Below are 22,767 nucleotides of genomic sequence, written 5' to 3' on the forward strand. Positions count from 1 at the left end.
TTCGTGATCGTGGACGACGGTGACGAACTGCGTCTGGCGCTGGCCATGCGCGGTGGCGCGAGCATGGCGGTGTGGATCGGCGGCGCGGTCTCCGAGATCAACAGGTTGCGCGAATCCCTCGGCGACGACGCCGGATCCGAACACCCCTGGGCGTCGTTGGCGCGGCTCGCCGGCTACCGGTCGGCCGCCGTGGACGTGCTGGCCGGTGCGTCGGCCGGTGGGCTCAACGCCGCGTTGCTGTCGGCGACGCTGGTCCACGGCCTGCCGTTCGACGAGATGCGCCGGATGTGGGTGCAGCTGGCCGACCTGGAGGCGATGTCCCGCCCGGTGCCGAAGTTCTGGCAGCGCGGGCCCGCCTCGCTGCTCGAGGGCGACGACTACTTCCGCGCTGAACTCGTCCGCGTCGTCCGCGAGAACTGCCCGCCCGCCGAGGAGCAGCCGGGCTGCCGCGCGGACGTGCTGCTCACCGCGACCCTGCTGGACGCGGTGGTGGAGCGGCACCACGACGCCCGCGTCGGCCCGATGCCGCTGGAACGGCGTGCCGCGCGGCTGACCTTCCACCACGAGGGCCGGGCCGGTGATCCGCTGTCGGACTTCGGCGAGGTCGACGACACGGCCCTGCGCCTCGCGCACGCCGCGCGCGTCAGCTCCTCGTACCCGTTCGCCTTCGAACCGGCCGCGGTGCACTCCGGCCCTGGCGAACCCCCGCCCGGTGAGCCGAACATGCTCGGGCTGTTCTCCGAAACCAGCCCCGGTGCAACGCCGTTCCGGGTGATCGACGGCGGCGTGCTGGACAACATCCCGGTCACCGCCGCGATCGAGGCGATCGCGGACGCTCCCGCGGACCGCCCGACCAAGCGCTTCCTGCTCTACCTCAACCCGGACCCGGTCGTCTCGCGCGGTCAACGCCGCACCTCCGGGGGCGCGTTGCCGGTGACCGCGGCGGCCCTGCGCGGCCGGTTCACCCAGGAATCGCTGCTGTCGGACCTCGACGAGCTCGCCGAGCACAACGAGACCGTGGCGCGCAACGCGTTGCGCCGCAGGGCCTTGTTCGCGCCGCTGCGCGACCACCCGGCTCGGCTGGCCGAGCTCAGCGCGGCCGCGGAGGCCGAGAACGCCGTGGTGCGGGCGGAACTGGACGCCCGGGCGGTGCACGCGTTGCTCACCGAACCCGCGGGCTGCGAGGACGGTGCCCTGTTGCCGGCGGTGATCGGTGACGCGCTGGCGGAGTGGTCGGCGCAGACCCGCGAGCAGCTGCCGGAACGGCTGTCGGCGGTGGCTCGGGAGGCCGGGCCGGAGCTCTTCGACGACGTGCGGGGACTGGTGGCCGGAGTGGCGGAGTGCCTCGGCTGGGCGTGGGACGTCGAGAGGTCCGCGGAGGTCGGTGCGTGCAAGGCGCAGCTGTACCGGCTGCGCACCTTCGCGACCGTGCTGGCCGGGCACGCCGACCGGTACTGGATCCACGGCGCCCAGCTGGAACCGATCGTGGAGACCGCTGAGATCGACGACTGGATCCGCCGGGTGCAGCGCCGTCGAGAACGCTTGCAGCACAAGCTGCCGTCGCCCATCGAACCGCTGCTCGGCGCGGTGCTGCGCGCGGTCTCCGACGGCGAGGGTTTCCAGGAGGCGCTCGCCGAGTTCGCCGCCGAGCTCCAGTCCATCCTGGAATCCTCCGGTGCGGATGCGGCACCCGAGGCCGACGGGGTGGACGCGGTCGCCCGCGCTCGCGCAGTGCTGCACGACATCGCCGACCGGTTGGCGGGATCCGCGCCCCGGCGGTCGGAACCCGTTGCGGCGGAGCAGGTCGGTTTCACGTTGCTGGAGAACGCCGAGGACCGCCCCGAGGTGCTGCGGCGACTCGTCGTGCTCACCGCACCGCTGGACCCCGCCCGCGCTCCCACGGCCCGCATCGACCTGTTGCGCGTGGTCAGCGACGAGTCCACGCCGTTGCCGTTCACCGCGCTGCGCCGTGAGGGATCGCTGCGCATCGAGGACAAGATCCGGGGCCTGGACCTGGGCAGCTTCGGCGCGTTCCTGTCGGCGAAGTGGCGCGCGAACGACTGGATGTGGGGGCGGATGGACGCCGCCGCCACGCTGGTGGGCATGCTCGTGGACCCGGAACGCCTGCTGCGGCACGGGGGTTCGGAGGCGTTGGGTGATGCGCTGCAGTCCATCGTCAGCCGTCCGACCGAGGCCGAGCTCGGCGTGCTCGACGAGTCCCAAGCCAAGCAGTGGCGTGGTTTCCTCGCCGAGGTGTGGGCGCGGCACGCCGGTGACGTCCGCGCTGAGCTCGACGCGCTGTTCGCCGCGCCCGAGGACCGGCACACGTTGGTGGAGACCCGCGCTCTGCTGACCGAGCGTCTGCAGTGGACGATCGCGGCGACCGAGGTCCCGCACGTCGAGTCGGTTCCGCCCGGTGCCGATCCGTCACCGGGCGAGCCGCCCGCCCCAGCGCCGCCCACCGAGCTGTCCCGCGCGGTGGAGAGCTTCGACGTGGGCCGTGAGCGCGTCCGGGACCTGGGCGAGCGCCGCCTGCTGTCGATGGCGACCCGCGTCGGCCTGCTGGCACAACGCGCGGTGCGTCCGCAGGGCCCGGGTGCGCTGCGGTGGCTCGGTCGCGTGGCGGTATCGCTGGTCAAGCCGCTGCTGATGCTGGTCGTCCACGCGGTGGCGGCACCCGCCCGGACGGCCCTGCTCGGTTTCGCCGCGGCCACGACCGTCACCCTGACCACGAGCGGAACCGCGTCCGTGCCCGGGTTCCTCCCGGGGGACTGCCCGTTGGGGGCCATGTGCAGCGGCAGCGGCTCGGACACGCAGTGGTGGTCGCTCGGAGAGCTCGCCCCGGCGTCCACGACGGCCTGGACGCCGGGGGCCGCGCTGCTCGCGGTCGTCTTCGCCGTCTGGGCCGGTCGGCGACTGGCCCGGCGCTTCGGCACCGGATTCGCCCGCTGGGTCCCGGCACTGGGCATCGCCGCTGCGCTGCTGGCCGCCGCGTTCGCGCTGCACCACACGGGGTTGCGACTCGGCCTGCTCGGGGTCGTGCTCGTCGCGACCGTCCTGACCTGGCCGGCCGCGGTCGCCTACCGGACCTCGGCGCGCATCCTCGCGGTCGCCCTGACGTTGCTGGTCGGGATCGCCGCGCTGGGCATGGGCGCCGACGTCGAACCCGAGGTCGGCACCTGGCTCCCGCTGGCCGGGCTGGCGCTGGTCTGCGCCCACAGCGTGCTCCAGAGCTGTGTCGACGTCCTGCCGCCGCGCCCCCGGCCGAGCAGGCGCAAGTCCGGCACCTCCGGTGACACCGCCCCAGTCCCGGCGCGCCTCGTCCGGTAGGTCCTGCTGAGGAACCGTCCCGCCAAGCGGTGCGAGTGGCAGGACCTCGGAAGGGAGAGCACAGCGGCTCAGCGCGCCACTCCTGACGCGTGCGCACGGCGTCGCGGCGGACTCGGCTCAGCGCCGACGGCGGTGCGAGCCTCGATGACGGCGGCTCCGCCGCGTCCCCGCACTGCTCCACGGGCCCGTTCGGGCTCGCGCCTCACCCACGTGGGGCGGGTATCGGGTGCGCATCGGTGCGGGGACGTTCATGATCTCCGAGTGGTGCTGCGAGGTAACCTGGTCGTAGGGGCGTCCTGTCCCAGGACTGCAGTTCAACGGAGGTGTCAGCGGTGTCCAACCCCTTCACCGGCTCCAGCCGGCCGGCGCCGGGCACACCGAACCTGCCCACCCCGCCGACCGGGTGGCCGATCGGTTCCTACAGCACCTACGAGGAAGCCCAGCGGGCTGTCGACCACCTGGCCGACAGCGACTTCCCGGTCCAGGAGGTCACCATCGTCGGCGTCGACCTGATGCTGGTCGAACGCGTGACCGGCAGGTTGACCTGGGGCCGCGTGCTGGGCGGTGGCGCCGCCTCCGGTGCCTGGTTCGGCCTGTTCGTCGGCCTGATCATGGGCATGTTCACCCCGCAGGGCAGCTGGATCGCCCCGGTGCTCGCCGGTCTGGGCGCGGGCATCGTGTTCGGCCTGGTCTTCGCCGCCGTCGGCTACGCCTCGACGCGGGGTCGCCGCGACTTCTCCTCGGCCAGCCAACTGGTCGCAGGGCGTTACGACGTCCTCGCCCAGCCGAAGCACGCCGAGCAAGGACGCGACCTGCTCGCGAAGCTGGCGATGCGCCCGCCGGACCAGTGAGGCCCCCTACCTGCGAGTAGCGAAACCCCTGATCCAGCCGCCAAAACGGCTAAGTGAGCCACGGCTAACGGGTGAGCGATTACCCCGGTCGTTCCTCCTTTCTTCACGGGTTGGCAACAAGCCGCGGTACTGCTTGCCCTCCGTGATCAACGCCTCTAGCTTTCCTGCCACCGGCGGAACGTCGGTGGTCGTGGTGCGACGGAGCGTCCGGCGACATCCCCGGTAGCTCGGTCGCAGCCGCGACCAGTGCACCGGAAGGACCTGAAGGTGGAAGCTCGCCGCACTCGTACAGCGGCACTGCTGGGCGCGTCCCTGGTCTGCGCGTCGGCGCTGACCGCGTGCGGCCAAGCCGCAAGTGCCAACACGATCAACCTCTACAGCGCACCCGAGGAGAACCTGCAGCAGAACGTCGACCGCTGCAACGCCAAGGCCGCGGGTCGGTACAACATCGTCTACCACAAGCTGCCGCGGGACGCCGACGGCCAGCGGGAGCAGATGGTGCGCCGGCTCGCCGCAGGCGACGCCGGCATGGACCTGCTCTACCTCGACGTCACCTGGACCGGTGAATTCGCCGAGGCCAAGTGGGTGCGCGAGTGGACCGGCGCGGACAAGGCGGAGGTCGAGCGGGACACCCTGCCCGGGCCGCTGGAAACCGCGACCTGGCAGGGCAAGCTCTACGCAGCGCCGAAGAACACCAACGTGCAGCTGCTCTGGTACCGCAAGGACCTCGTCCCCGAACCGCCCCGGACCTGGAGCGAGATGATCTCGACCGCCCAGCGGCTCGAGCGGGAGGGCAAGCCGCACTGGATCACCCTCACCGGTGCGCAGTTCGAGGGCCTGTACGTGCACTACAACACGCTGCTGGAGTCCGCGGGCGGGCACGTGATCAGCGACGACGGCACGAGGGCCGTCGTCGACCAGGGCGCGGTGCGCGGTCTGGAAGCGCTGCGCGACCTCGGCACCGCGGGCGTCACCAGTCCCGGCATGAACAACGCCGAGGAGGACGACGCGCGCCAGGAGTTCGAGACCGGGCAGTCGGCCTTCCAGCTCAACTGGCCGTTCGTCTACGCCTCGATGCAGGAGGAGAAGCCGGAGCTGGCGAAGAAGGTCGGCTGGGCGCGGCTGCCGGGGCTGGACCCCGACGTGCCCAGCAAGTCCACCATCGGTGGCGCCAACTACGCGGTCAGCAGCTACTCCACCAAGCCGGAGCTGTCGTTCGAAGCCGCGAAGTGCCTGCGGGACAGGGAGAGCCAGAAGTTCTCCGCCATCAACGACGGCGTGCCGCCCACCATCGAGTCGCTCTACAGCGATCCCGAGCTGCGGGCCGAGTACCCGATGCACGAGACGATCCTGCAGGCCCTCAAGGACCCGGGGACGCGGCCGGTGACCCCCGCCGCGCAGAACGTCTCGACGGTGCTGTCCAACATGCTCAGCCCCATCGCCGAGATCGACCCGCCGACCACCGCTGAGCGGATGCGCCGCGAGGTGCAGAACGCCCTGGAGTCCAAGGGAGTGATGCCCTGATGGTCACCACCGCCGCAGAACCTCTCAGGGACGGCGAGCAGGGCGCGCAGCCGGTCAGCGAGGGCAAGAAGGCCGAGCGCCGGCTCGGTCTGCTGCTGGCCGCGCCGGCAGCGCTGGTGATGATCGCTGTCACCGGCTGGCCGATCCTCTACGCCGTCTGGCTGTCGTTCCAGCGCTTCGACCTGAAGTACCCGGAGCAGCGCGAGTTCATCTGGTTCGACAACTACACCACCGTGCTCACCAACTCCTACTGGTGGAGCGCGTTCTGGGTGACCGTCCTCGTCACGGCGGTGTCGGTGCTGTTCGAGTTCGTGCTCGGCATGAGCCTGGCGCTGATCATGCACCGGGCGCTGGTCGGCCGGGGCCTGGTGCGCACGGTCAGCCTCATCCCGTACGGCATCGTCACCGTCGTCGCCGCGTTCAGCTGGCGCTACGCCTGGACACCCGACACCGGCTACCTCGCCAACGCCATCACCCCCGACGGCGCTCCGCTGACCGAGTACGGCAGCGCGCTGGCGATCATCATCGTGGCCGAGATCTGGAAGACCACGCCGTTCATGGCGCTGCTGCTGATGTCGGGGCTCGCGCTGGTGCCCGACGACCTGCTCAAGGCGGCGGCGATGGACGGAGCGGGCCCCTGGCAGCGGTTCGTCAAGGTCATGCTGCCGGTGATGAAGCCGGCGATCCTGGTCGCGCTGCTGTTCCGCACGCTCGACGCCTTCCGCGTCTTCGACCACATCGTGGTGCTCACCGGAGGAGCGCAGGACACCTCGTCGGTGTCGGTGCTCGCCTACAACAACCTGATCAAAGGCCTGAACCTGGGCATCGGTTCGACGATGTCGGTGCTGATCTTCCTCGCAGTCGCGCTCGTCGCGTGGATCTTCGTGAAGCTCTTCGGCACCGCCGCCCCGGGTAGCGACGAGGAGGGGAGGGGCTGATGGCTGGTCTCGCCGGAACACCGACGGCCGCGCGCAAGGCCAAGTGGACCGCGCTCAACGTGATCGTGGTGGCTTACGCGCTGCTCCCGGTGGTGTGGATCGTGTCGCTGTCGTTCAAGACCCCCGACACCCTCTCCGACGGGAACCTCATCCCGCGCGAGTGGACGTGGGAGAACTACGCGGCGATCTTCTCCACCACCGAGTTCACCCGCGCGCTGCTGAACTCCATCGGCATCGCGCTGATCGCCACGGCCATCGCCGTCGTGCTGGGCACCATGGCCGCCTACGCCATCGCCCGGCTCGACTTCCCCGGCAAGCGGGCACTGGTCGGGGCGTCGCTGCTGATCGCGATGTTCCCGCAGGTCTCGTTGGTCTCCCCGATGTTCGAGATCGAGCGGAAGGTCGGGCTGTTCGACACCTGGCCGGGCCTGATCCTGCCCTACACCACCTTCTCGCTGCCGCTGGCGATCTACACGCTGTCGGCGTTCTTCCGGGAGATCCCCTGGGAGCTGGAGAAGGCGGCCAAGATGGACGGCGCCACACCCGCGCAGGCCTTCCGCCGGGTGATCGCTCCGCTGGCCGCACCGGGGGTGTTCACCACCGCCATCCTGGTCTTCATCTTCTGCTGGAACGACTTCCTGTTCGCCATCTCGCTCACGTCGACGGCGAACTCGCGGACGGTTCCGGTGGCGCTGCAGTTCTTCACCGGTGACTCGCAGTTCGAGGACCCGACGGGGACGATCTCCGCCGCCGCCGTGGTGATCACGATCCCGATCATCCTGTTCGTGCTGTTCTTCCAGCGACGCATCGTGTCCGGACTGACCTCCGGCGCAGTGAAGGGGTAAGCAAGTGGCCGACATCGTGCTGGACAAGGTGACCAAGCGCTACCCGGACGGGTCGCTGGCGGTCAACGAGGTGGACCTGGAGATCGCCGACGGCGAGTTCGTGATCCTGGTCGGTCCGTCGGGCTGCGGGAAGTCCACCACGCTCAACATGATCGCCGGGCTGGAGGACATCAGCGGCGGCGAGCTGCGCATCGGCGGCGAGCGGATGAACGAGCGCGCGCCCAAGGACCGCGACATCGCGATGGTGTTCCAGTCCTACGCGCTCTACCCGCACATGACGGTGTTCGAGAACATGGCGTTCCCGCTGCGGCTGGCCAAGGTCGACGACGCGACGGTGAAGGAGAAGGTCACCGAGGCGGCGAGGATCCTCGACCTGAGCGGCCACCTGGACCGCAAGCCGGCCAACCTCTCCGGTGGCCAGCGGCAGCGGGTGGCGATGGGCCGGGCGATCGTGCGCAGCCCGAAGGCCTTCCTGATGGACGAGCCGCTGTCCAACTTGGACGCCAAGCTGCGGGTGCAGATGCGCACGTCGGTGTCGAAGCTGCAGAAGCAGCTGGGCACCACCACCGTCTACGTCACCCACGACCAGACCGAGGCGATGACCCTCGGCGACCGGGTCGTGGTGCTGCGCGGCGGTGTGGTGCAGCAGGTGGGGGCGCCGCAGCACCTCTACGAGCACCCGGCGAACCTGTTCGTGGCCGGGTTCATCGGTTCCCCGGCCATGAACTTCGTGCCGGTGGAGCTGGCCGACGGCAAGCTGCGCAGCCCCCTGGGCGACGTGCCGCTGCCGGACAGGCTGCGCACGGCCGTGGAGGCCGCGACCGCTCCGCGCGATCTCGTGCTGGGCATCCGCCCAGAGCACTTCGAGGACGCCGCCCTGGTCGACGACGCGGCTGCGACCAGGGGCGCGACGTTCACCGCTGAGGTGGACGTGGTGGAGGAGATGGGCTCGGACAAGTACGTCTACTTCACGCTGCAGGGCGGCAAGGCCAGCAGCGCGGAGCTCGACGAACTGGCCGCCGACAGCGGTAGCTCCGAGGTCCCCACCGACGAGGGCCAGGTCGTGACCCGCTTGTCGGTGGAGAGCCAGGCGAGGGAGAACTCCTCGCTGACGGTCTGGTTCGACACCGAGAAGATCCACCTCTTCAACCCGCGGACGGGCGAGACGATCAGGTAGCCCACGCGTGTGCGGGGACGTCCGGACGGGACGTCCCCGCACAGCGCAGGAGGGGAAGTTCCCGCGGAAACCCCACCCGGCGGTTCCGGTGGGAGAGGTTTCGGCGGGAACTTCGATCAGGCGGGTGGTGGCGGAGTGCTGGCCGCGACTCCGCCACCCGGTGCGCTCACAGCTGGTTCGCGATGAGCACGAACTCCGTCGCGATCCAGCCCGCGAGCAGGGCGACGAGGAAGGTGAGCTTGCTGGAGAGCAGGCGAGCCATGGCGGTGCCTCCCAACGTGAGAACGAGATTCTGGTTGCTGCAGATCCGTTTTCACGATGTGGGCCCGCGGTCTACCCGGGCATGTGCCGTCAGCGCGCGGCGGCGCTCAGCGCGGGGACCACGTCCCACATCGCGCCGGGTTTTCGCTGCACCCAAGCCGAGTGCCGGAACAACTTCTCGGCGATCTCCCGGCGGGACACGGGATGGGGTCTCGCCGTGGCGCCGGGGAGGAGCCGCTGCTGGACGAGCGCGTTGTTCTGCGCGTGCATGTCGGACCTCCTCACGTTCATGGTTGACATCGTCGGCTGCACCGGAATCGTTACAGCCACTTGTTCTTCCGGAAGATCTTGAACAGCACGATGCACGCCACCAGCATCACGACCATCACCATCGGATAGCCGAACTTCCAACTGGTCTCGGGCATGTGCTCGAAGTTCATGCCGTAGATCCCGGCGATCATCGTCGGCGTGGAGATGATCGCGACCCAGGCCGAGATCTTCCGCATGTCGGTGTTCTGCTGGAGCGTGATCTTGGCCAGCGTGGCGTCCACCAGGGTGGTCAGCAGCTCGTCGAAGGAGCCGACCATCTCCGACACCCGCGCGAGGTGGTCCTCGACGTTGCGGAAGTAGGAGCGGACGTCCTCGGCGATCATCGGCGTGTAGCCCTCGGCCAGTCGCTGCATCGGCTTGGACAGCGGCTGGACCGCGCGCCGCAGCTCCAGGACCTCGCGCTTCATCAGGTAGATCTGCTCGGCGTCGATCTTGGTGCGGGGCTCGAAGACCTCGGCCTCGATCTCGTCGATGTCGTCCTGGATCGCCTCGGTCACGTCGAGGTAGTTGTCCACCACGGTGTCGGCCACCCCGTGCAGCACCGCCGACGGACCCAGGGCGAGCTGCTCCGGGTCGTTCTCCAGCCGGCTGCGCAGGTCGCTCAGCTCGGCGTGCTTGCCGTGCCGGACGGTGATCACGAAGTCCCGGCCGAGGAAGACCATCAGCTCGCCGGTGTTGACGATCTCGCTGGTGGCCGTGCGGTGCTCGGTGTCGGCGTAGCGGACCGTCTTGAGCACCATGAACAGCGTGGTGTCGTAGCGCTCCAGCTTCGGTCGCTGGTGCGCGTGGACGGCGTCCTCGACCGCGAGCTCGTGCAGCCCGAAGGTCTCGGCGATGCCGTTGATCTGCTCTTCGGTCGGCTCGTGCAGCCCGATCCAGACGAAACCGGTACCGCGGCTGCGGACCTCCTCGATCGCGGCGGCGTGGTTCCAGGTGCCCTCCAGCCGGTGACCGTCGACGTAGACGCCGCAGTCCACCACGTAGGCGGACACCGGCGCCGGCTGGCGGGTGACGGGCTGGGCGGCGCGACCGGTGCGGTTGCGCAGGCCGAGCGAAGGCAGGTTCGGCACGACGGCCTCCAGGGTGTGCGGGGCCCGGGGACGTGCGCGGCGCGCGACCGGTGGGCCGGTCGGCGGTCGTCCGGACGGCGGTCCGGGGACGCGCACCGTGCGGTCTTCCGGGCGGAGATCGCTCTCGCTTGCTGGTTCGCATCCCGCCCTGGCCTGAAGGGCCGAAGAACCGCTCGGCTGGACTAGCGGCGGGCCTTTTCGGCGGGGATGCGGTTGGTACTGCACGGAAGCGCGCTGTCGGTACTACTGCTCACGATCCCTCACCTCCCGAAGTCAGCCACCGCTCAGGTGGGCGCCGCATCAGCCAACGGGCCACGATACTCCGTCCGGGTGGGCTGGTGGCAACCGCGTCGTGCTCACGTCACACGTCGCAGCGAGCGCTGAACGCGAAAGCGGACCATTCGACTTGTTCGGGCACCCGGAATGGGCTTCCGGTGGCGCCGGTTCCACCGATCGTCACCGTTGTCTTCGGTGGCGGGTAACCCGCCGGTATTCCGCTCACTCGTTGCGGGGTGAACAATCCCAGTCCCTGAGGGTCTCGGCCAATCCGGCTGACAGCTGTCCATTTCGATCGAGTGTGGCGAAAGTCGCACCGTCCGCCCACATCGCATCGGCGGCGTCGTCACCAGGGGAAAGTTCCCATTCACTGGTCCAGCAGGAGTAGTCGAGGATCTCGAAGGTGCCGCGGGGTGCGGGTCGCTCGACCCGGCCAACAAGATCACCGACAGTGACGACCAGTCCGGTTTCCTCGAAGACTTCGCGCCGTACCGCCGAATGGTCGTCCTCGCCCTGCTCCACTCGGCCCCCGGGGATCGACCACGTGCCCTTTCCCGGCTCATTAGCCCTTTTGACCAGGCACAACCGACCTCGCGGGTCGAAGATGAGGGCTCCGACGCAGCGGATCACGGGATTCTCCGATACGATCATCGCCACGGAGGGTAGTTGGTCCGGGCCTGCCCGGGAACGACTGACCCAAGTGCGGTACAAAGCTGCCGTAAAGGGGCGGAGTGCGGTACAACGGATCAGCAGGCGCCTGTGCTACTCAAGGCTTTTTCGGACGGGGTGCGTCACAGTGAACATGAAGAAAATCCTCACCTGGGCAGTGGTTGCTTTCCTCCTGTTCTTCTTGTTTTCCGCGCCGGACCAAGCCAGCAATGTCGTGAACGGCATCCTGGCCAGTCTTCGTGGTGCTGCAGAAGCCGTCATCACCTTCATGCAGAACCTCTTCCAGGCATAAAGCGCGAATCGCGGGGAGGCGGGTGCGTTGTTCGCTCCTAGGGATCCCGACGAGTACCTGCTGGACTCCGAGCGCCGGGTGATCCGGGTTCGGCGCCACTGGGCGAGCCTGGTGTGGGACCTGTTCGAGGCGTCGGGTCTGCTCGTCGGTCTCGTCCTGGTGTCGTACCTGCTGCCCCCGGGCAGTTCCTGGTTGTTCCAGAACATCCTCTGGTACGCCGGGCTGGTCGTGCTGCTGCGCTTCACCTACCAGGTCCTCGACTGGTACGTGGAGCGCATCGTGGTGACCGACAAGAGGTTCCTCATCACGACCGGCATCTTCACCACCAACGTGGCGATGATGCCGGTCACCAAGGTCACGGACCTGACCTTCCACCGGTCGTTGGTGGGCCGGATGATGGGTTACGGCACGCTGATCGTCGAGTCGGCGGGTCAGATCCAGGCGCTCAACCGGATTGAGTACGTCCCGAACCCGACCGAGGTGGAGGACGCTATCTCGGGCCTGGTCTTCGGCGACAAGAAGGGTCAGCAGCAGGACCGCTTCTCCATGCTGAAGGCCCGCCGCGCGGCGGTCGGCAAGCGGAAAGCCGCCAAGCTGTAGGTCTCCCACCGGTGGTCCCGGCGTGTCCGGGATCACCGGTGTCGGAGCCCTTCCCGGCGGGTCATGGGTCACACTGAGGTGTGCTCATCGACCTGCACACGCATTCCACCGAGTCAGACGGGACCGACACGCCGGCCGAGCTGGTGGCGACCGCGGTCGCAGCCGGGCTGGACGCGATCGCGATCACCGACCACGACACGACCGCCGGGTGGGCCGAAGCCGAGCGCGCGGTGCGCGAACTCGGCCGTCCCGGGACGTTCCGGCTGGTCCCGGGTGCGGAGCTGTCCTGCTCCAGTCCCGACGGCCACGGTCGGCAGGTCACCGTCCACCTGCTGGCCTACCTGTTCAACCCGGAATCCCCGGCCCTGGTGCGCGAGCAGTCGCGGCTGCGCGCCGAACGCCGCGAGCGGTTGCACCAGATGGCCCGCCGGATGGCCGACGACGGCTTCCAGATCGACCCCGAGGCGATCATGGCCGGCCTTCCGCCGGACTCGCCGGGCGGACGTCCGCACCTGGCCCGCGCGCTGGTCGCGGCGGGCACCGTCGACAGCGTCGACGAGGCCTTCGCCCAGTACCTCAGCAGCGGTGGCCGCTACTACCTGCCGCGCACCGACACGCCTGTGCACCGGGCGATCGAGATGATCAGCGATGCCGGCGGAGCGACCGTGCTGGCGCACCCGTTCGCCCAGAAGCGGGGACGGGTCGTCAACGCCGAGGTGGTGGCGGAGCTGGCCGACCACGGGCTGGCGGGCATCGAGATCGACCACCCTGACCACGACGAACCGACCAGGGCCCGGCTGCGCGAGCTCGCCGCCGAGCTGGACCTGATCCCGACCGGCAGCAGCGACTACCACGGCACCAACAAGACGATCCGGATCGGTCAGGAGACCACGGCCCCGGACTCGTTGGAGCGGATCGTCGCGCGCTGCTCCGGGAGCAAGGTCATCAGCTGAGCTGGGCGTCGGCCGATCTGCGTAGTGTGGTGGCCGTGCAGCAGCAGCTCGGCCTGGAAGGCATCCCCGCGAAGCTCGTGCGGGTCACGCCCGCCCGCCTGTCGACGTGGGCGGGGTGCCCGCGCCGCTACCGGATGGCGTACCTGGACAGACCAGCGCCGAAGCGCGGTGGGGCGTGGGCGAACGCCACGCTGGGTGCCGTCGTGCACAACGCGCTGAAGGCCTACTTCGACCTGCGCCCCGAGAAGCGGACGCCGCAGCGCGCCGAGGTGCTGGTGCACCGGCACTGGAAGTCCGACGGCTTCGCCGACTCCGAGCAGGCCGCCGACTACCGCCGGCGCGCGCAGCGGTGGGTCCGCGACTACGTGGCCGGGCTGGACGCCGAGTTCACCCCTGTGGCGGTCGAACGGTGGGTGTCGGCTCCCGTCGGCGAGATCATCGCCGAGGGCCGGGTGGACCGCGTCGACTCCCGCGACGGCGAGCTGGTGGTCGTCGACTACAAGACCGGCAGGCACGGTTTGCGGGTCGACGATGCGAAGAACTCGCTGGCATTGGGTTTGTACGCGCTCGCGGTGCGCAGAGCGCTGCGTCGGCCGTGCAACCGGGTGGAGCTGCACCACCTGCCCACGGGTACGGTCTCGGCCTGGGATCACACCCCCGAGTCCCTCGACGAGCTCCGCGAGCGTGCCGAACGACTCGCGGGTGAACTGCAGGACGCGACGGACGCGTGGGAATCGGCGACGACGAACACCGTTGCGGAGAAGGCGTTTCCGGTCCGGACCGGACCGCACTGCTCCTGGTGCGATTTCCGGGCACACTGCACCGAGGGACAGCAGGCCGCACCCGATCTGCGACCCTGGGCGCTGCTGGGGGACGGATGAGCTTTCGACCGGAGGACGGGCCGATGCACGCACCGACCCCGCAACGACGGACCCCGCCGCCCCGCACGCGGCACATGCCTCCCACCGCCGGCGCGCGCCGCACGCCGCCACCGCCACCGCCGCCGCGCGGCACGCCTCCCGAGGGCCCGCGCGCCCGCCGCTCTCGCGCCCGCCACGAACTCGCCCAGCCGCGCCGGGTGAGCGCGGCGGGAACGACGGTGCGCAGCTTCACCGGTGCCCTGGCGATGGGGTCGCTGGTGCTGGCGCTGGCGCTGATCGGCGTCCAGTTCTGGGCGACAAGCCACGGCCAGCAGGGACCGGGCGTCTCAGCGGTGCTCTCGCAGCTGGTGGCCGGCCTGGTCGCCGTCGCGCTGCAGACCTACGCCGACCGGCACCGCGACCGCGCGGGCGGTGCCGCGGTGGCCGGCGTGCTGGTCGTGGTGCTCGGCTCGCTGTGGTTCTGGTGGTGGTGACGACCAGCGCGGCTGAGGAGGTCGCGCACCGTCTCGTGATTCCGGCTCGTGGTCGGAACCGGCCTGATCAGCGCAGCGCCACCAGCGTGTCGCCGCGCTGCTCCAGGACCACCGGGCCGAGGGAGTTCAGCCGCACCGGGCCGGTGTAGCCGCTGCGGTCGACCGGGACGACCCGCTCCACGGCGCCGGTCATCGGGTCGAGGACGGCCATGGCGTCCCGCACCGGGACCACCAGCCGGTTCGCCAGCGAGGTTCCCGCCCCGAGGGTGTCCGGGCTGGTCCACAGCGGAGTGAGGGTCTTCGGGTCGAGCGCGATCGTGTCCACGCCGGTGTGCCAGTAGACGCGCCGCCCGATCGCGGTGGCTTCCACCCGCACGTTGTCGTCGCTCGCCAGCGGGCCGACGCGCACCGGGTGGCTCTCGACCACACCGCCCTGGTCGTCGAACACCAGCAGCTGCGAGCTGTCGCGCATCACCACCGCGACGCGGTGCTCGCTCACCGCCACCACCGCGGCGTCCCGGCTGCCGAGGGAGACGCTGAAGTCCTCCTCCGGCTTCTCGTCGTCCTCCGGGTGCAGCTTCACCGCGGTGATCCGGCCGGTCTCGCCGGGGCAGTTCTCGACGACGCCCGCGCGGCCGTGCCCGACCGCGATCGAGGAGTAGGTGCAGTCCGGCCGTTCGATGTTGTTCTTCGGGTTCTTCAGCTGCGGCGGGATGCCGAACTGCTGCGTGCGCACCAGGTCTGAGCGCCAGGACTCGAAGGAGCGGGTGCCGGTCGCGGTCAGGTAGGTGCCGTCGCCGAGCAGCCGGGTGCCGAACTCGGCGTCGGAGTTGCGTTGCGGACCGCGCTCACCGGTCGGACCGCGCAGCGAGGTCACCTCGCTGCAGTTGTGCGACTTGCGGAAGACCGCGACCGCGCGGTCCCACTCGGTCCCGATCGTGCACAGCGGGATGTCGCGAGCGTAGCGCCAGGCGACCTGGCCGGTGACCGGGTCGTGGCCGAGGACCTCGTTGCCGTTCCCGGTGACCACCGCGGGACCGGCGATCACCGGCACCGGGGTGGCGGCGCTGGGCGCGCGCCAGGCCTCGTGCAGCGCGTCCGGGACCGACGTCGGCACCGGCTGCTCCGGGAGCGGCTCGGCGGCGGTCTCCGAGATCGTCGCGCGGGCGTCGCTGCCGAGCCACAGCACTCCTGCTCCGAGGAGCGCGGCCGCCACGATCACCACGACCGCGGCGATGTCACCCCGAGTGCGCCGCTCAGGCCGGACCACAACCCACTCCCCACGTCGTCGAAAGCACCCCGCCGCGAGCTTAATGCCCGCTCCGCGGTCCCGGCTCCGGGCGCCACCGCCGGTGCTGCTCAGGTGCGGTGGACGCGCACCCCGCCGGAGACGAAGAAATCTCGACCTCCTGAGGAGGTCGAGATTTCACAGGTCCGCAGATCAGGCGTTGTCCGTGGTCTCCGAGGAGCCCTCGGCGCTGCCACGGCGACGACGGCGACGCCGACGCGGGCGGTCACCCGCGTCGGACGAACCGGACTCGGCGCTCGCGGAGTTCTCCGACTGGTGCGCGCCGACCTCGGCGTTCACCTCGGCACCACCACGGGTGCGGCGGCGGTTGCGGCGCCGCGTCGGGCGGGTCTCGGCGTCGGAGTCCTGCCGGGCACCGGTCGTGGCCTCGCCACCGCCGTCCGACTTGCCCCCGCGGGTGCGGCGGCGGTTGCGGCGCGGGCGCTTGGCCTCGCCCGAGTCACCCTCCGGCTCGGCGTCCAGTCCGGCGCGGGTGCGCTTGGCCAGCGGCAGGCGCCCCGTGACGTCGGTCGGGATGTCCAGGTCGGTGAACAGGTGCGCCGAGGTGGAGTAGGTCTCCACCGGCTCCGGCTTGCCCAGGTCGAGCGCGTCGCTGATCAGCTTCCAGCGCGGCTCCTCGTCCCAGTCGACCAGGGTGATCGCCACACCCTCGCGACCCGCGCGGCCGGTGCGGCCGATGCGGTGGATGTAGGTCTTCTCGTCGTCCGGGCACTGCAGGTTGATCACGTGCGTCACGCCGCCCACGTCGATGCCGCGGGCCGCGACGTCGGTGGCGACCAGGATGTCGACCTTGCCGGAGCGGAACGCGCGCAACGCCTTCTCCCGGGCGCCCTGGCCCAGGTCGCCGTGCACGGCGCCGGCGGCGAATCCGCGCTCGGTGAGCTCGTCGGCCAGCTTCTGCGCCTGCCGCTTGGTGCGGCTGAAGATCATCGCCAGGCCGCGGCCCTCGGCTTGCAGGGCCTTGGCGATCAGCTCGGACTTGTCCATCGAGTGCGCCCGGTAGATGAACTGCCGGGTGCGCTCGTGCACCGCGCCCTCGTCGGCCTGCTCCGCGCGGATGTGCGTCGGCCGGGTCATGAAGGTGCGGGCCAGGGTCAGGATCGGGCCGGGCATGGTGGCCGAGAACAGCATGGTCTGCCGCTGCTCGGGGACCATCCGCAGGATGCGCTCGATGTCGGGCAGGAAGCCCAGGTCGAGCATCTCGTCGGCCTCGTCGAGCACGAGCGTGGAGACCTTGCCCAGCACCAGGTGGCGCTGCTCGGCGAGGTCCAGCAGGCGGCCCGGGGTGCCGATGACCACGTCGACGCCCTCGCGCAGGGCGGAGATCTGCTCCTCGTAGGGGCGCCCGCCGTAGACGGCCAGGGTGCGCACGCCCAGGTGCTTGGCGGCGTCGGTGAGGTCGCGGGTGACCTGGAGGCACAGCTCACGGGTCGGGACCACGATCAGGGCCTGCGGGGTGCCGTCGCCGGCCCCGCCCACGCGGTGCAGCAGCGGGACGCCGAAGCCGAGGGTCTTGCCGGTGCCGGTGCGGGCCTGACCGATGAGGTCCTCGCCGCGCATGGCCAGCGGGAGCGTCAGCTCCTGGATCGCGAAGGTCCGCTCGATGCCGGCCTCGGTGAGGGCCTTGACGATGTCCGGGTGGACGTCGAGCTCGGCGAACGTCGGGAGCAGGCGCTCCTCGGCCGCTTCGGGGGTGGTGCTGTTGTTGATGTCGGGGGTGCCGCCCCCGGTCTGATCTTCGAGGCCACCGGGGGCCTGGCTGTTGGTGAACGTCAGAGTGATCGCCTCTCTCGGTACCTGCGCGCATGCGTCCCGGTTCGGGCCGATCCCGTGGCGACGTCCAACCGGCACGTGGCCGCCGCGATGTCGCGGCTGCTCGGAGTGCTCGTGGTCACCGACGTAATGGTGCGCGCCTTCGTGTCGCTACAGCGGCGAATGTCCCGCTGGCTGGTTCGTTGTCTCATCGACGTCGCGTGCGCGCCACAGCCGTCGAGCCTGTTCGCTCGAGCCGCGTCGCGCCGACATGTCCGGGGCCGTCCCGCTCGGGCGCCCGTCGCCCGGATCGTGACGTTTCGGGGAGCCGACCCCACGGTGTTCCACCGCGCCGTCTGGACGCCGATTGCTCCTCCAGCGCCGAGGATACCTGTTCTGAACGCGAAACTGACGTGGCGCGTACAACTCGGGCGTGCCGACGGTTACGCTCGCAGCCATGAACGAGGCTGACCAGCGGGCCACCATGCCGGGTGGGAGTGACGAACGTTACCAAGAAGGCGTCGTGGATCTGCTCGCGGCGCTGGCCTACGGCGAACTGTCCGCCTTCGACCGGCTCGCGGAGGACGCGCGCACCGCGCCGACGCTGACCGGGCGCGCCGCGCTGTCGAGCATGGCGGCGGCCGAGATCGGCCACTACCGGATGCTGGAGCAGGCGCTGGCCGCCCGCGGGGTCGCGGTCGATGAGGCCATGAAGCCCTTCGCCGAGCCCTTCGAGGCGTTCAACTCCTCCACCGCCCCGCACTCGTGGCTGGAGTCGCTGGTCAAGGCCTACGTGGGTGACGGGCTGGCCGCGGACTTCTACCGCGAGGTCGCCGAGTGGCTGGACGCCGACACGCGCGAGCTGGTGCTGGCGGTGCTGGCCGACACCGGCCACTCCGCGTTCGCCGAGCGCGAGGTCCAGGCGGCCTGCGCCGAGGACCGCTCGCTGCGCGACAAGCTGACCCTGTGGGGGCGCCGCCTGCTGGGCGAGGCGATCACGCAGGCCCAGTACGTGGTCGCCGAGCGCGACGCGCTGGCCGAGCTGATCATCAAGGGCTCTGGCGACCTCACCGGGATCGGTGCGATGTTCCGGCGGCTGCAGAGCAACCACACCAAGCGGATGGGCGCGTTGGGGCTGGGTTGATTCGCTCTGAGCGAATGGGCAGATCCGGTGCCCCCTGGTGGGGCTGGGATAGCCTTGCCCCCGTCACATCGTTTCTAGTGCCCTACGGAGGTTCGGCGTGGAGGTCAAGATCGGCGTCGTGGACAGTCCGCGCGAGCTGACCATCGACAGCGGGCAGTCCCAGCAGGAGATCGAGTCGCAGGTCTCCGAGGCGCTGGGCAGCGACGCGAGCGTGCTGGCGCTGGACGACCGCAAGGGACGGCGCGTCATCGTTCCGTCGACCAAGATCGCCTACGTCGAGATCGGACCGGCGGACGTGCCGCGCGTGGGCTTCGGGGTCAGCTGAAGCCTCGTTCGAGCTGGTCGAGGGGCATCCCGGTGTTCCGGGGTGCCCCTCGACGCGTTCAGCCCGAGCCTTCGTCGGGGACGGCCTCCCAGTACGCCTGGTCGAGCAGTTCGAGGTCCTCGTCGGGGTCGAGCACCAGACCGGCCGAGCGCAGCACGCCGTCGATGCCTGACCAGATGACCTGCGCCAGGTAGGTGGTGAGGTCTTCGCGGCTCATGGTTTGCCGGTCCAGCCACCAGTCGCCGCTCGCCTGCACGAGCCCGACCAGGCCGTGGCTCCACACCTCGACGCCACCGGAGTCCAGGCCCAGCGCGCGCAGGTAGCGGCCGAGCAGCCGGGCCAGCGAGTTGGCGATGACGGTCTTCTCGTGGGACACGGGGTCGCTGGCCACCGGCCGGTCGGTGAAGTTGCGCTGCACGACGAACCGGTAGAGGTCGGGGTACTCCTCGATCAGCCCGAGGTAGGCGTCCAGCAGGCTGCGGATCAGCTGGTTGGCCGAGCCGTTGGTCCGGAACAGCGGTCGGAGCCGCTGCATCAGCAGGTCCGTGCCCCACTCGCCGACGGCCACGTAGAGGTCGCTCTTGTCGCTGAAGTGCCGGTAGAGCACGGGTTTGCTGACGCCGGCCTCGGCGGCGATGTCGTCCATCCCGACGTCGGGGCCGTGTTCGCCGATGGCGCGCACGGCCGCTTGGACGAGTTCGGCGCGGCGGGCCCGACGGTGCTCGCGCCAGCGTTCCTTGCGGGCGTCGCCTCCGTGCTCGTCGCTGCGGACGGCCTTGACATGCCGGGCGTGGGAGCTCACGCTACCCGAGATTACTGTTACTGCTGGTAACACGCAATGTTTCGGGAGTGGATGTGCAGACGACGGTCCCCGCCGCCGAGTTCACCGCCAGCGATGGCGCTCGACTGGCGCTGATCGACGAAGGTCCTGAGGACGCGCCGGTCACCGCGGTCTTCGTCCACGGCTGGACGCTGAGCAAGCACACCTGGGACCGCGTCGCGGCCGGACTGCCCGCCGCGGCCGGGCGCCACGTGCGCACGCTGCGCTTCGACCTGCGCGGTCACGGCGACAGCCGTCCGGCCGGTCCCGGCGACGCCACCATCCGCCGCTGCGCCGACGACCTGGCCGAACTGCTGGCCGCGCGGGTGCCGGAGGGGCCGATCGTGCTGGCCGGGCACTCGATGGGCGGCATGACGATCATGGCGCTGGCCGAGCAGCACCCGAAGGTCTTCGACCGGGTCCGCGGCGTCGCGCTCGTGGCGACCTCCTCGGGCGATCTGGCCGCGCCGGGCTTCGGCCTGCCCCCGCGCGCGGCGGCCGCGTTCAACGCGGGGGAGCGGGCGTTGCGGCGCTGCCTCGCGGCGTCGAAGGGCCAGCGGGTCAGCGGCGGGTCAGCCTGGCTGCGGCCGGGGGTCCGCTGGCTGCTGTTCGGCGAGGACCCGGAGCCCGACGACGTCGCCGCCACCGCGTCCTGGCTGGCGGGCTGCCACCCGGTGAACATGGCCTCTTACCGCGAGTCCCTGGCGGCCCACGAGCGGGTCGAGGCCTTGGCCCGGCTCGACGGCATCCCCACGCTGGTCTTCGCCGGCCTGGCGGACCGCCTCACCCCGCGGGACCACGCCGACACGATCGCGGCGGCCCTCCCCGGCGCCCACCTCTACCTCTACCCGGGCGCGGGCCACATGCTCCCGCTCGAACGCACCCACGAACTCACCACCCGCCTGGCCACCCTCCTCTGACACCCACCCGGGTGAGGGGCCGACATGTCGCGCGACATGTCGGCCCCTCACTCCGAAGGGTGAACCGCCCTGTGAGGTCTGCGCTGGTCAGGAGGGTGGTGGGCGTCGCGTGGGTCGCTCTGCTGCGGGACGGGCTCGCGCGGGTTCGCCACTGGGGTGGTCAGGGGTTCTGGAGGGGGAAGCCCGCGAGGCCCTTCCAGGCGAGGGTGGACATCAGGTTGACGGCCTCCTCGCGCGGGATCTTCTGCGGCTCGTCGAGCCAGTCGCGGGCGGTGACCTGGGCCAGGCCGACGAGGCCGACCGCCAGCAGGCGGGCGCGGGCGGCGTCCAGGCCGGCGTCGGCGGTGACCGCCTCGGTGATCGCGTCGATGCAACCGGACAGCGAGTTCTCGACGGCCTTCTCCACGGCGGGCTCGCCGCGCAGGTCGGACTCGAACACGAGCCGGAACGCCTGGTCCTCGCTGGCCACGAACTCGTAGAACGCGCCGATCGCGGCACGCACCCGCAGCTTGTTGTCCGAAGTCGACTCGATCGCCGTGCGGACGCGCCGGACGAGCTCGTTGCCGTGGGTCTCCAGCAGCGCCAGGTACAGCTCGAGCTTCCCGGGGAAGTGCTGGTACAGGACCGGCTTGCTGACGCCTGCGCGCTCGGCGATGTCGTCCATCGCCGCCGCGTGGTAGCCGTTGTGCACGAACACGTGCTGGGCCGCTTCGAGCAGCTGCGCCCGGCGCGCGTCGCGGGGCAACCGGATTCCCTTACTCGGCTGCGCGGTCCCGGTCATCCTCGCCTCTTCCTTCCGCCGCGATCGGTGGCCATGCAGCCCCCAAACTTCCCCGACTCTACTCGCCAGTAGAGGCACCTACCGCAATCCGCCCGCTTCGGACTGCATGCTGGAGCGATGACGACGCGTGCCACGGACGTCCACCCGCAGCGATCCTCCCGGCGCAACCGGCTCGACAGAGCGGCCCTGACCCGGGTCCCGCTGGTCGACGGCCTGCCCGAGCTGGACCCCCACCTGCGCCCGCCGCAGGGGCGCCAGGTCGACCTGCCCGCCACCGGCAGCTCCGCCGCGGCGCGGCTGCACGTGCGCGAGACCGAGGGGCCGGCCGGTGCGGAGACCGCCGTCCACCTGCACGGACTCGCCGGCTCGTCGACGAATTGGACGGACCTGTCGGCCCAGCTCGCCGGTCACCTGCGCAGCGTCGCGGTGGACCTGCCCGGCTTCGGCCACTCGCAGCCGCCCGCGGGCTTCGGCTACACCCGCCAGGAGAACGCCGACCAGGTCATCCGGCTGCTCACCGAGCTGCGGACCGGACCGGTGCACCTGACCGGCAACTCCTTCGGAGCCGCGGTGGCCATCGAGGTCGCCGCCCGCCGCCCGGACCTGGTCAACACGCTGACGCTGATCGCCCCGGCGGTGCCCGACCTGCGGCCGAGCCCGAGCCGGATGTCCGACCCGCGGCTGGCGCTGGCGATGCTGCCGCTCGTGGGCACGCCGACCCGCCGCAAGCTGGCCCAGACCACCCCCCGGCAGCGCGCCGAGCAGCTGATCCGGCTGTGCTTCGCCGAGCCGGGCCGCATCCCGCCGCACCGCCTCGACGAGGCCGCGGCGGAGTTCGCCGAGCGCGCCGACCTGCCGTGGGCGGCGGCCGCGCTGGCGCGGACCACGGCCGAGCTGATGCGGTCCTGGGTGGTCTCGCCCGGCCGTTCGCTGTGGCGCCTGCTGCCTCGCGTCGATGCGCCCGCGTTGGTCATCTGGGGTGCGAACGATCGGGTGGTTTCGGTCCGCAAGGCACCACGCACAACAACGTTGCTCCCACGAGGTCGCCTGCTCGTGATCCCGCGGACGGGGCACGTGCCGCAGATGGAACGCCCTGCGGTGGTGGCGCGCGCGGTGCTGGGCCTGGCGCTGTCCGACACGTGGTGAAACCCCGTTTTACGCAACAAGAGTGATCTTCTGCGACTCGCTCACGCTTGGTGGCCGGTGCGGCGGGGTGCGCGGTTCGGGCTGTGGCACGCTGTGGGAC

General features: G+C 70.7%; 22 protein-coding genes. 15 read left to right on the forward strand and 7 right to left on the reverse strand.

The features are described 5' to 3' along the window. The first annotated feature begins 9 nt into the window (after positions 1-9). The 6 genes from EIL87_RS16295 to EIL87_RS16320 all read left to right on the forward strand — a co-directional run bounded on the left by EIL87_RS16295 (position 10) and on the right by EIL87_RS16320 (position 8,665). Positions 10-3,330, forward strand: a complete 3,321-nt coding sequence (locus tag EIL87_RS16295; RefSeq protein ID WP_233576299.1) for a patatin-like protein — start codon at positions 10-12, stop codon at positions 3,328-3,330. Between the two features lie 332 nt (positions 3,331-3,662). After that, positions 3,663-4,181: a general stress protein gene (locus tag EIL87_RS16300; RefSeq protein ID WP_125091382.1), complete on the forward strand. Its 519-nt coding sequence runs from the start codon at positions 3,663-3,665 to the stop codon at positions 4,179-4,181. A gap of 267 nt (positions 4,182-4,448) precedes the next feature. Next, the gene (locus EIL87_RS16305) at positions 4,449-5,705 is read left to right on the forward strand and encodes an ABC transporter substrate-binding protein (RefSeq protein WP_233576300.1); all 1,257 of its coding nucleotides are present in this window, start codon (positions 4,449-4,451) and stop codon (positions 5,703-5,705) included. Continuing rightward, positions 5,705-6,643, forward strand: a complete 939-nt coding sequence (locus tag EIL87_RS16310) for a carbohydrate ABC transporter permease (RefSeq protein WP_125091383.1) — start codon at positions 5,705-5,707, stop codon at positions 6,641-6,643. The genes EIL87_RS16305 and EIL87_RS16310 overlap by 1 nt, the downstream gene beginning before the upstream one ends. Further along, positions 6,643-7,488, forward strand: coding sequence for a carbohydrate ABC transporter permease (locus tag EIL87_RS16315; protein ID WP_125091384.1), 846 nt, complete (start codon positions 6,643-6,645; stop codon positions 7,486-7,488). The genes EIL87_RS16310 and EIL87_RS16315 overlap by 1 nt, the downstream gene beginning before the upstream one ends. A gap of 4 nt (positions 7,489-7,492) precedes the next feature. Next, positions 7,493-8,665 (forward strand): ABC transporter ATP-binding protein, encoded by a 1,173-nt coding sequence (locus EIL87_RS16320; protein ID WP_125091385.1) that lies wholly within the window; start codon positions 7,493-7,495, stop codon positions 8,663-8,665. Between the two features lie 351 nt (positions 8,666-9,016). On the opposite strand, the gene EIL87_RS16325 is transcribed toward EIL87_RS16320, so the two are convergent. The 3 genes from EIL87_RS16325 to EIL87_RS16335 form a co-directional block, all read right to left on the reverse strand. Beyond that, a complete protein-coding gene (locus EIL87_RS16325; RefSeq protein ID WP_125091386.1) occupies positions 9,017-9,217 on the reverse strand; it encodes a hypothetical protein in 201 nt (66 codons plus the stop codon). A 29-nt stretch (positions 9,218-9,246) separates the two neighbouring features. After that, a complete protein-coding gene (corA, locus tag EIL87_RS16330) occupies positions 9,247-10,326 on the reverse strand; it encodes a magnesium/cobalt transporter CorA (protein WP_125091387.1) in 1,080 nt (359 codons plus the stop codon). 498 nt (positions 10,327-10,824) lie between these two features. Beyond that, complete coding sequence (locus EIL87_RS16335; RefSeq protein WP_199740462.1) at positions 10,825-11,253, reverse strand: NUDIX hydrolase; 429 nt, start codon at positions 11,251-11,253, stop codon at positions 10,825-10,827. A 145-nt stretch (positions 11,254-11,398) separates the two neighbouring features. On the opposite strand from EIL87_RS16335, the gene EIL87_RS27095 reads away from it, so the two are divergent. The 5 genes from EIL87_RS27095 to EIL87_RS16355 all read left to right on the forward strand — a co-directional run bounded on the left by EIL87_RS27095 (position 11,399) and on the right by EIL87_RS16355 (position 14,470). Continuing rightward, a complete protein-coding gene (locus EIL87_RS27095) occupies positions 11,399-11,563 on the forward strand; it encodes a cytochrome c family protein (protein WP_175547979.1) in 165 nt (54 codons plus the stop codon). Positions 11,564-11,590: 27 nt separating this feature from the next. Further along, complete coding sequence (locus EIL87_RS16340) at positions 11,591-12,163, forward strand: PH domain-containing protein (RefSeq protein ID WP_125091388.1); 573 nt, start codon at positions 11,591-11,593, stop codon at positions 12,161-12,163. 80 nt (positions 12,164-12,243) lie between these two features. Then, positions 12,244-13,116: a PHP domain-containing protein gene (locus tag EIL87_RS16345; protein WP_125091389.1), complete on the forward strand. Its 873-nt coding sequence runs from the start codon at positions 12,244-12,246 to the stop codon at positions 13,114-13,116. 35 nt (positions 13,117-13,151) lie between these two features. Continuing rightward, entirely contained in the window at positions 13,152-13,997 is an 846-nt protein-coding gene (locus EIL87_RS16350) for a RecB family exonuclease (RefSeq protein ID WP_125091390.1), read from the forward strand. Between the two features lie 23 nt (positions 13,998-14,020). After that, positions 14,021-14,470: a hypothetical protein gene (locus EIL87_RS16355; RefSeq protein WP_199740444.1), complete on the forward strand. Its 450-nt coding sequence runs from the start codon at positions 14,021-14,023 to the stop codon at positions 14,468-14,470. Between the two features lie 67 nt (positions 14,471-14,537). Here the strand turns inward: EIL87_RS16355 and EIL87_RS16360 are convergent, their stop codons facing one another. Both EIL87_RS16360 and EIL87_RS16365 read right to left on the reverse strand, forming a co-directional pair. Continuing rightward, positions 14,538-15,740 carry an Rv3212 family protein gene (locus EIL87_RS16360; RefSeq protein ID WP_125091391.1) on the reverse strand — a complete coding sequence of 401 codons (1,203 nt, stop codon included), beginning with the start codon at positions 15,738-15,740 and terminating at the stop codon, positions 14,538-14,540. Between the two features lie 171 nt (positions 15,741-15,911). After that, on the reverse strand, positions 15,912-17,489 hold the full coding sequence (locus tag EIL87_RS16365) for a DEAD/DEAH box helicase (RefSeq protein ID WP_233576328.1): 1,578 nt from the start codon (positions 17,487-17,489) through the stop codon (positions 15,912-15,914). A 499-nt stretch (positions 17,490-17,988) separates the two neighbouring features. On the opposite strand from EIL87_RS16365, the gene EIL87_RS16370 reads away from it, so the two are divergent. Beyond that, the gene (locus tag EIL87_RS16370; protein ID WP_125091392.1) at positions 17,989-18,675 is read left to right on the forward strand and encodes a ferritin-like fold-containing protein; all 687 of its coding nucleotides are present in this window, start codon (positions 17,989-17,991) and stop codon (positions 18,673-18,675) included. Positions 18,676-18,772: 97 nt separating this feature from the next. Beyond that, positions 18,773-19,000, forward strand: a complete 228-nt coding sequence (locus EIL87_RS16375; protein WP_125091393.1) for a DUF3107 domain-containing protein — start codon at positions 18,773-18,775, stop codon at positions 18,998-19,000. Positions 19,001-19,058: 58 nt separating this feature from the next. Here EIL87_RS16375 and EIL87_RS16380 read toward each other — a convergent pair whose 3' ends face one another. Next, the gene (locus EIL87_RS16380; RefSeq protein WP_125091394.1) at positions 19,059-19,802 is read right to left on the reverse strand and encodes a TetR/AcrR family transcriptional regulator; all 744 of its coding nucleotides are present in this window, start codon (positions 19,800-19,802) and stop codon (positions 19,059-19,061) included. A gap of 47 nt (positions 19,803-19,849) precedes the next feature. Between EIL87_RS16380 and EIL87_RS16385 the strand changes: the two genes are divergently transcribed. Next, positions 19,850-20,740 (forward strand): alpha/beta fold hydrolase, encoded by an 891-nt coding sequence (locus EIL87_RS16385; protein WP_125091395.1) that lies wholly within the window; start codon positions 19,850-19,852, stop codon positions 20,738-20,740. Between the two features lie 160 nt (positions 20,741-20,900). On the opposite strand, the gene EIL87_RS16390 is transcribed toward EIL87_RS16385, so the two are convergent. Further along, positions 20,901-21,521, reverse strand: a complete 621-nt coding sequence (locus EIL87_RS16390; RefSeq protein ID WP_125091396.1) for a TetR/AcrR family transcriptional regulator — start codon at positions 21,519-21,521, stop codon at positions 20,901-20,903. 117 nt (positions 21,522-21,638) lie between these two features. Between EIL87_RS16390 and EIL87_RS16395 the strand changes: the two genes are divergently transcribed. Further along, on the forward strand, positions 21,639-22,667 hold the full coding sequence (locus tag EIL87_RS16395; RefSeq protein ID WP_125091397.1) for an alpha/beta fold hydrolase: 1,029 nt from the start codon (positions 21,639-21,641) through the stop codon (positions 22,665-22,667). Positions 22,668-22,767: the final 100 nt, after the last annotated feature.

The sequence above is a fragment of the Saccharopolyspora rhizosphaerae genome, assembly GCF_003931915.1.
Taxonomy (GTDB): Bacteria; Actinomycetota; Actinomycetes; order Mycobacteriales; family Pseudonocardiaceae; genus Saccharopolyspora; species Saccharopolyspora rhizosphaerae.

Coding starts and splice junctions, on each gene's coding strand:
- EIL87_RS16325 (WP_125091386.1), bottom strand. CDS start 9,217: ATGAACGTGAGGAGGTCCGACATGCACGCGCAGAACAACGCGCTCGTC.
- EIL87_RS16335 (WP_199740462.1), bottom strand. CDS start 11,253: ATGATCGTATCGGAGAATCCCGTGATCCGCTGCGTCGGAGCCCTCATC.
- EIL87_RS16395 (WP_125091397.1), top strand. CDS start 21,639: ATGACGACGCGTGCCACGGACGTCCACCCGCAGCGATCCTCCCGGCGC.
- EIL87_RS16315 (WP_125091384.1), top strand. CDS start 6,643: ATGGCTGGTCTCGCCGGAACACCGACGGCCGCGCGCAAGGCCAAGTGG.
- EIL87_RS16390 (WP_125091396.1), bottom strand. CDS start 21,521: ATGACCGGGACCGCGCAGCCGAGTAAGGGAATCCGGTTGCCCCGCGAC.
- EIL87_RS16310 (WP_125091383.1), top strand. CDS start 5,705: ATGGTCACCACCGCCGCAGAACCTCTCAGGGACGGCGAGCAGGGCGCG.
- EIL87_RS16370 (WP_125091392.1), top strand. CDS start 17,989: ATGAACGAGGCTGACCAGCGGGCCACCATGCCGGGTGGGAGTGACGAA.
- EIL87_RS16355 (WP_199740444.1), top strand. CDS start 14,021: ATGCACGCACCGACCCCGCAACGACGGACCCCGCCGCCCCGCACGCGG.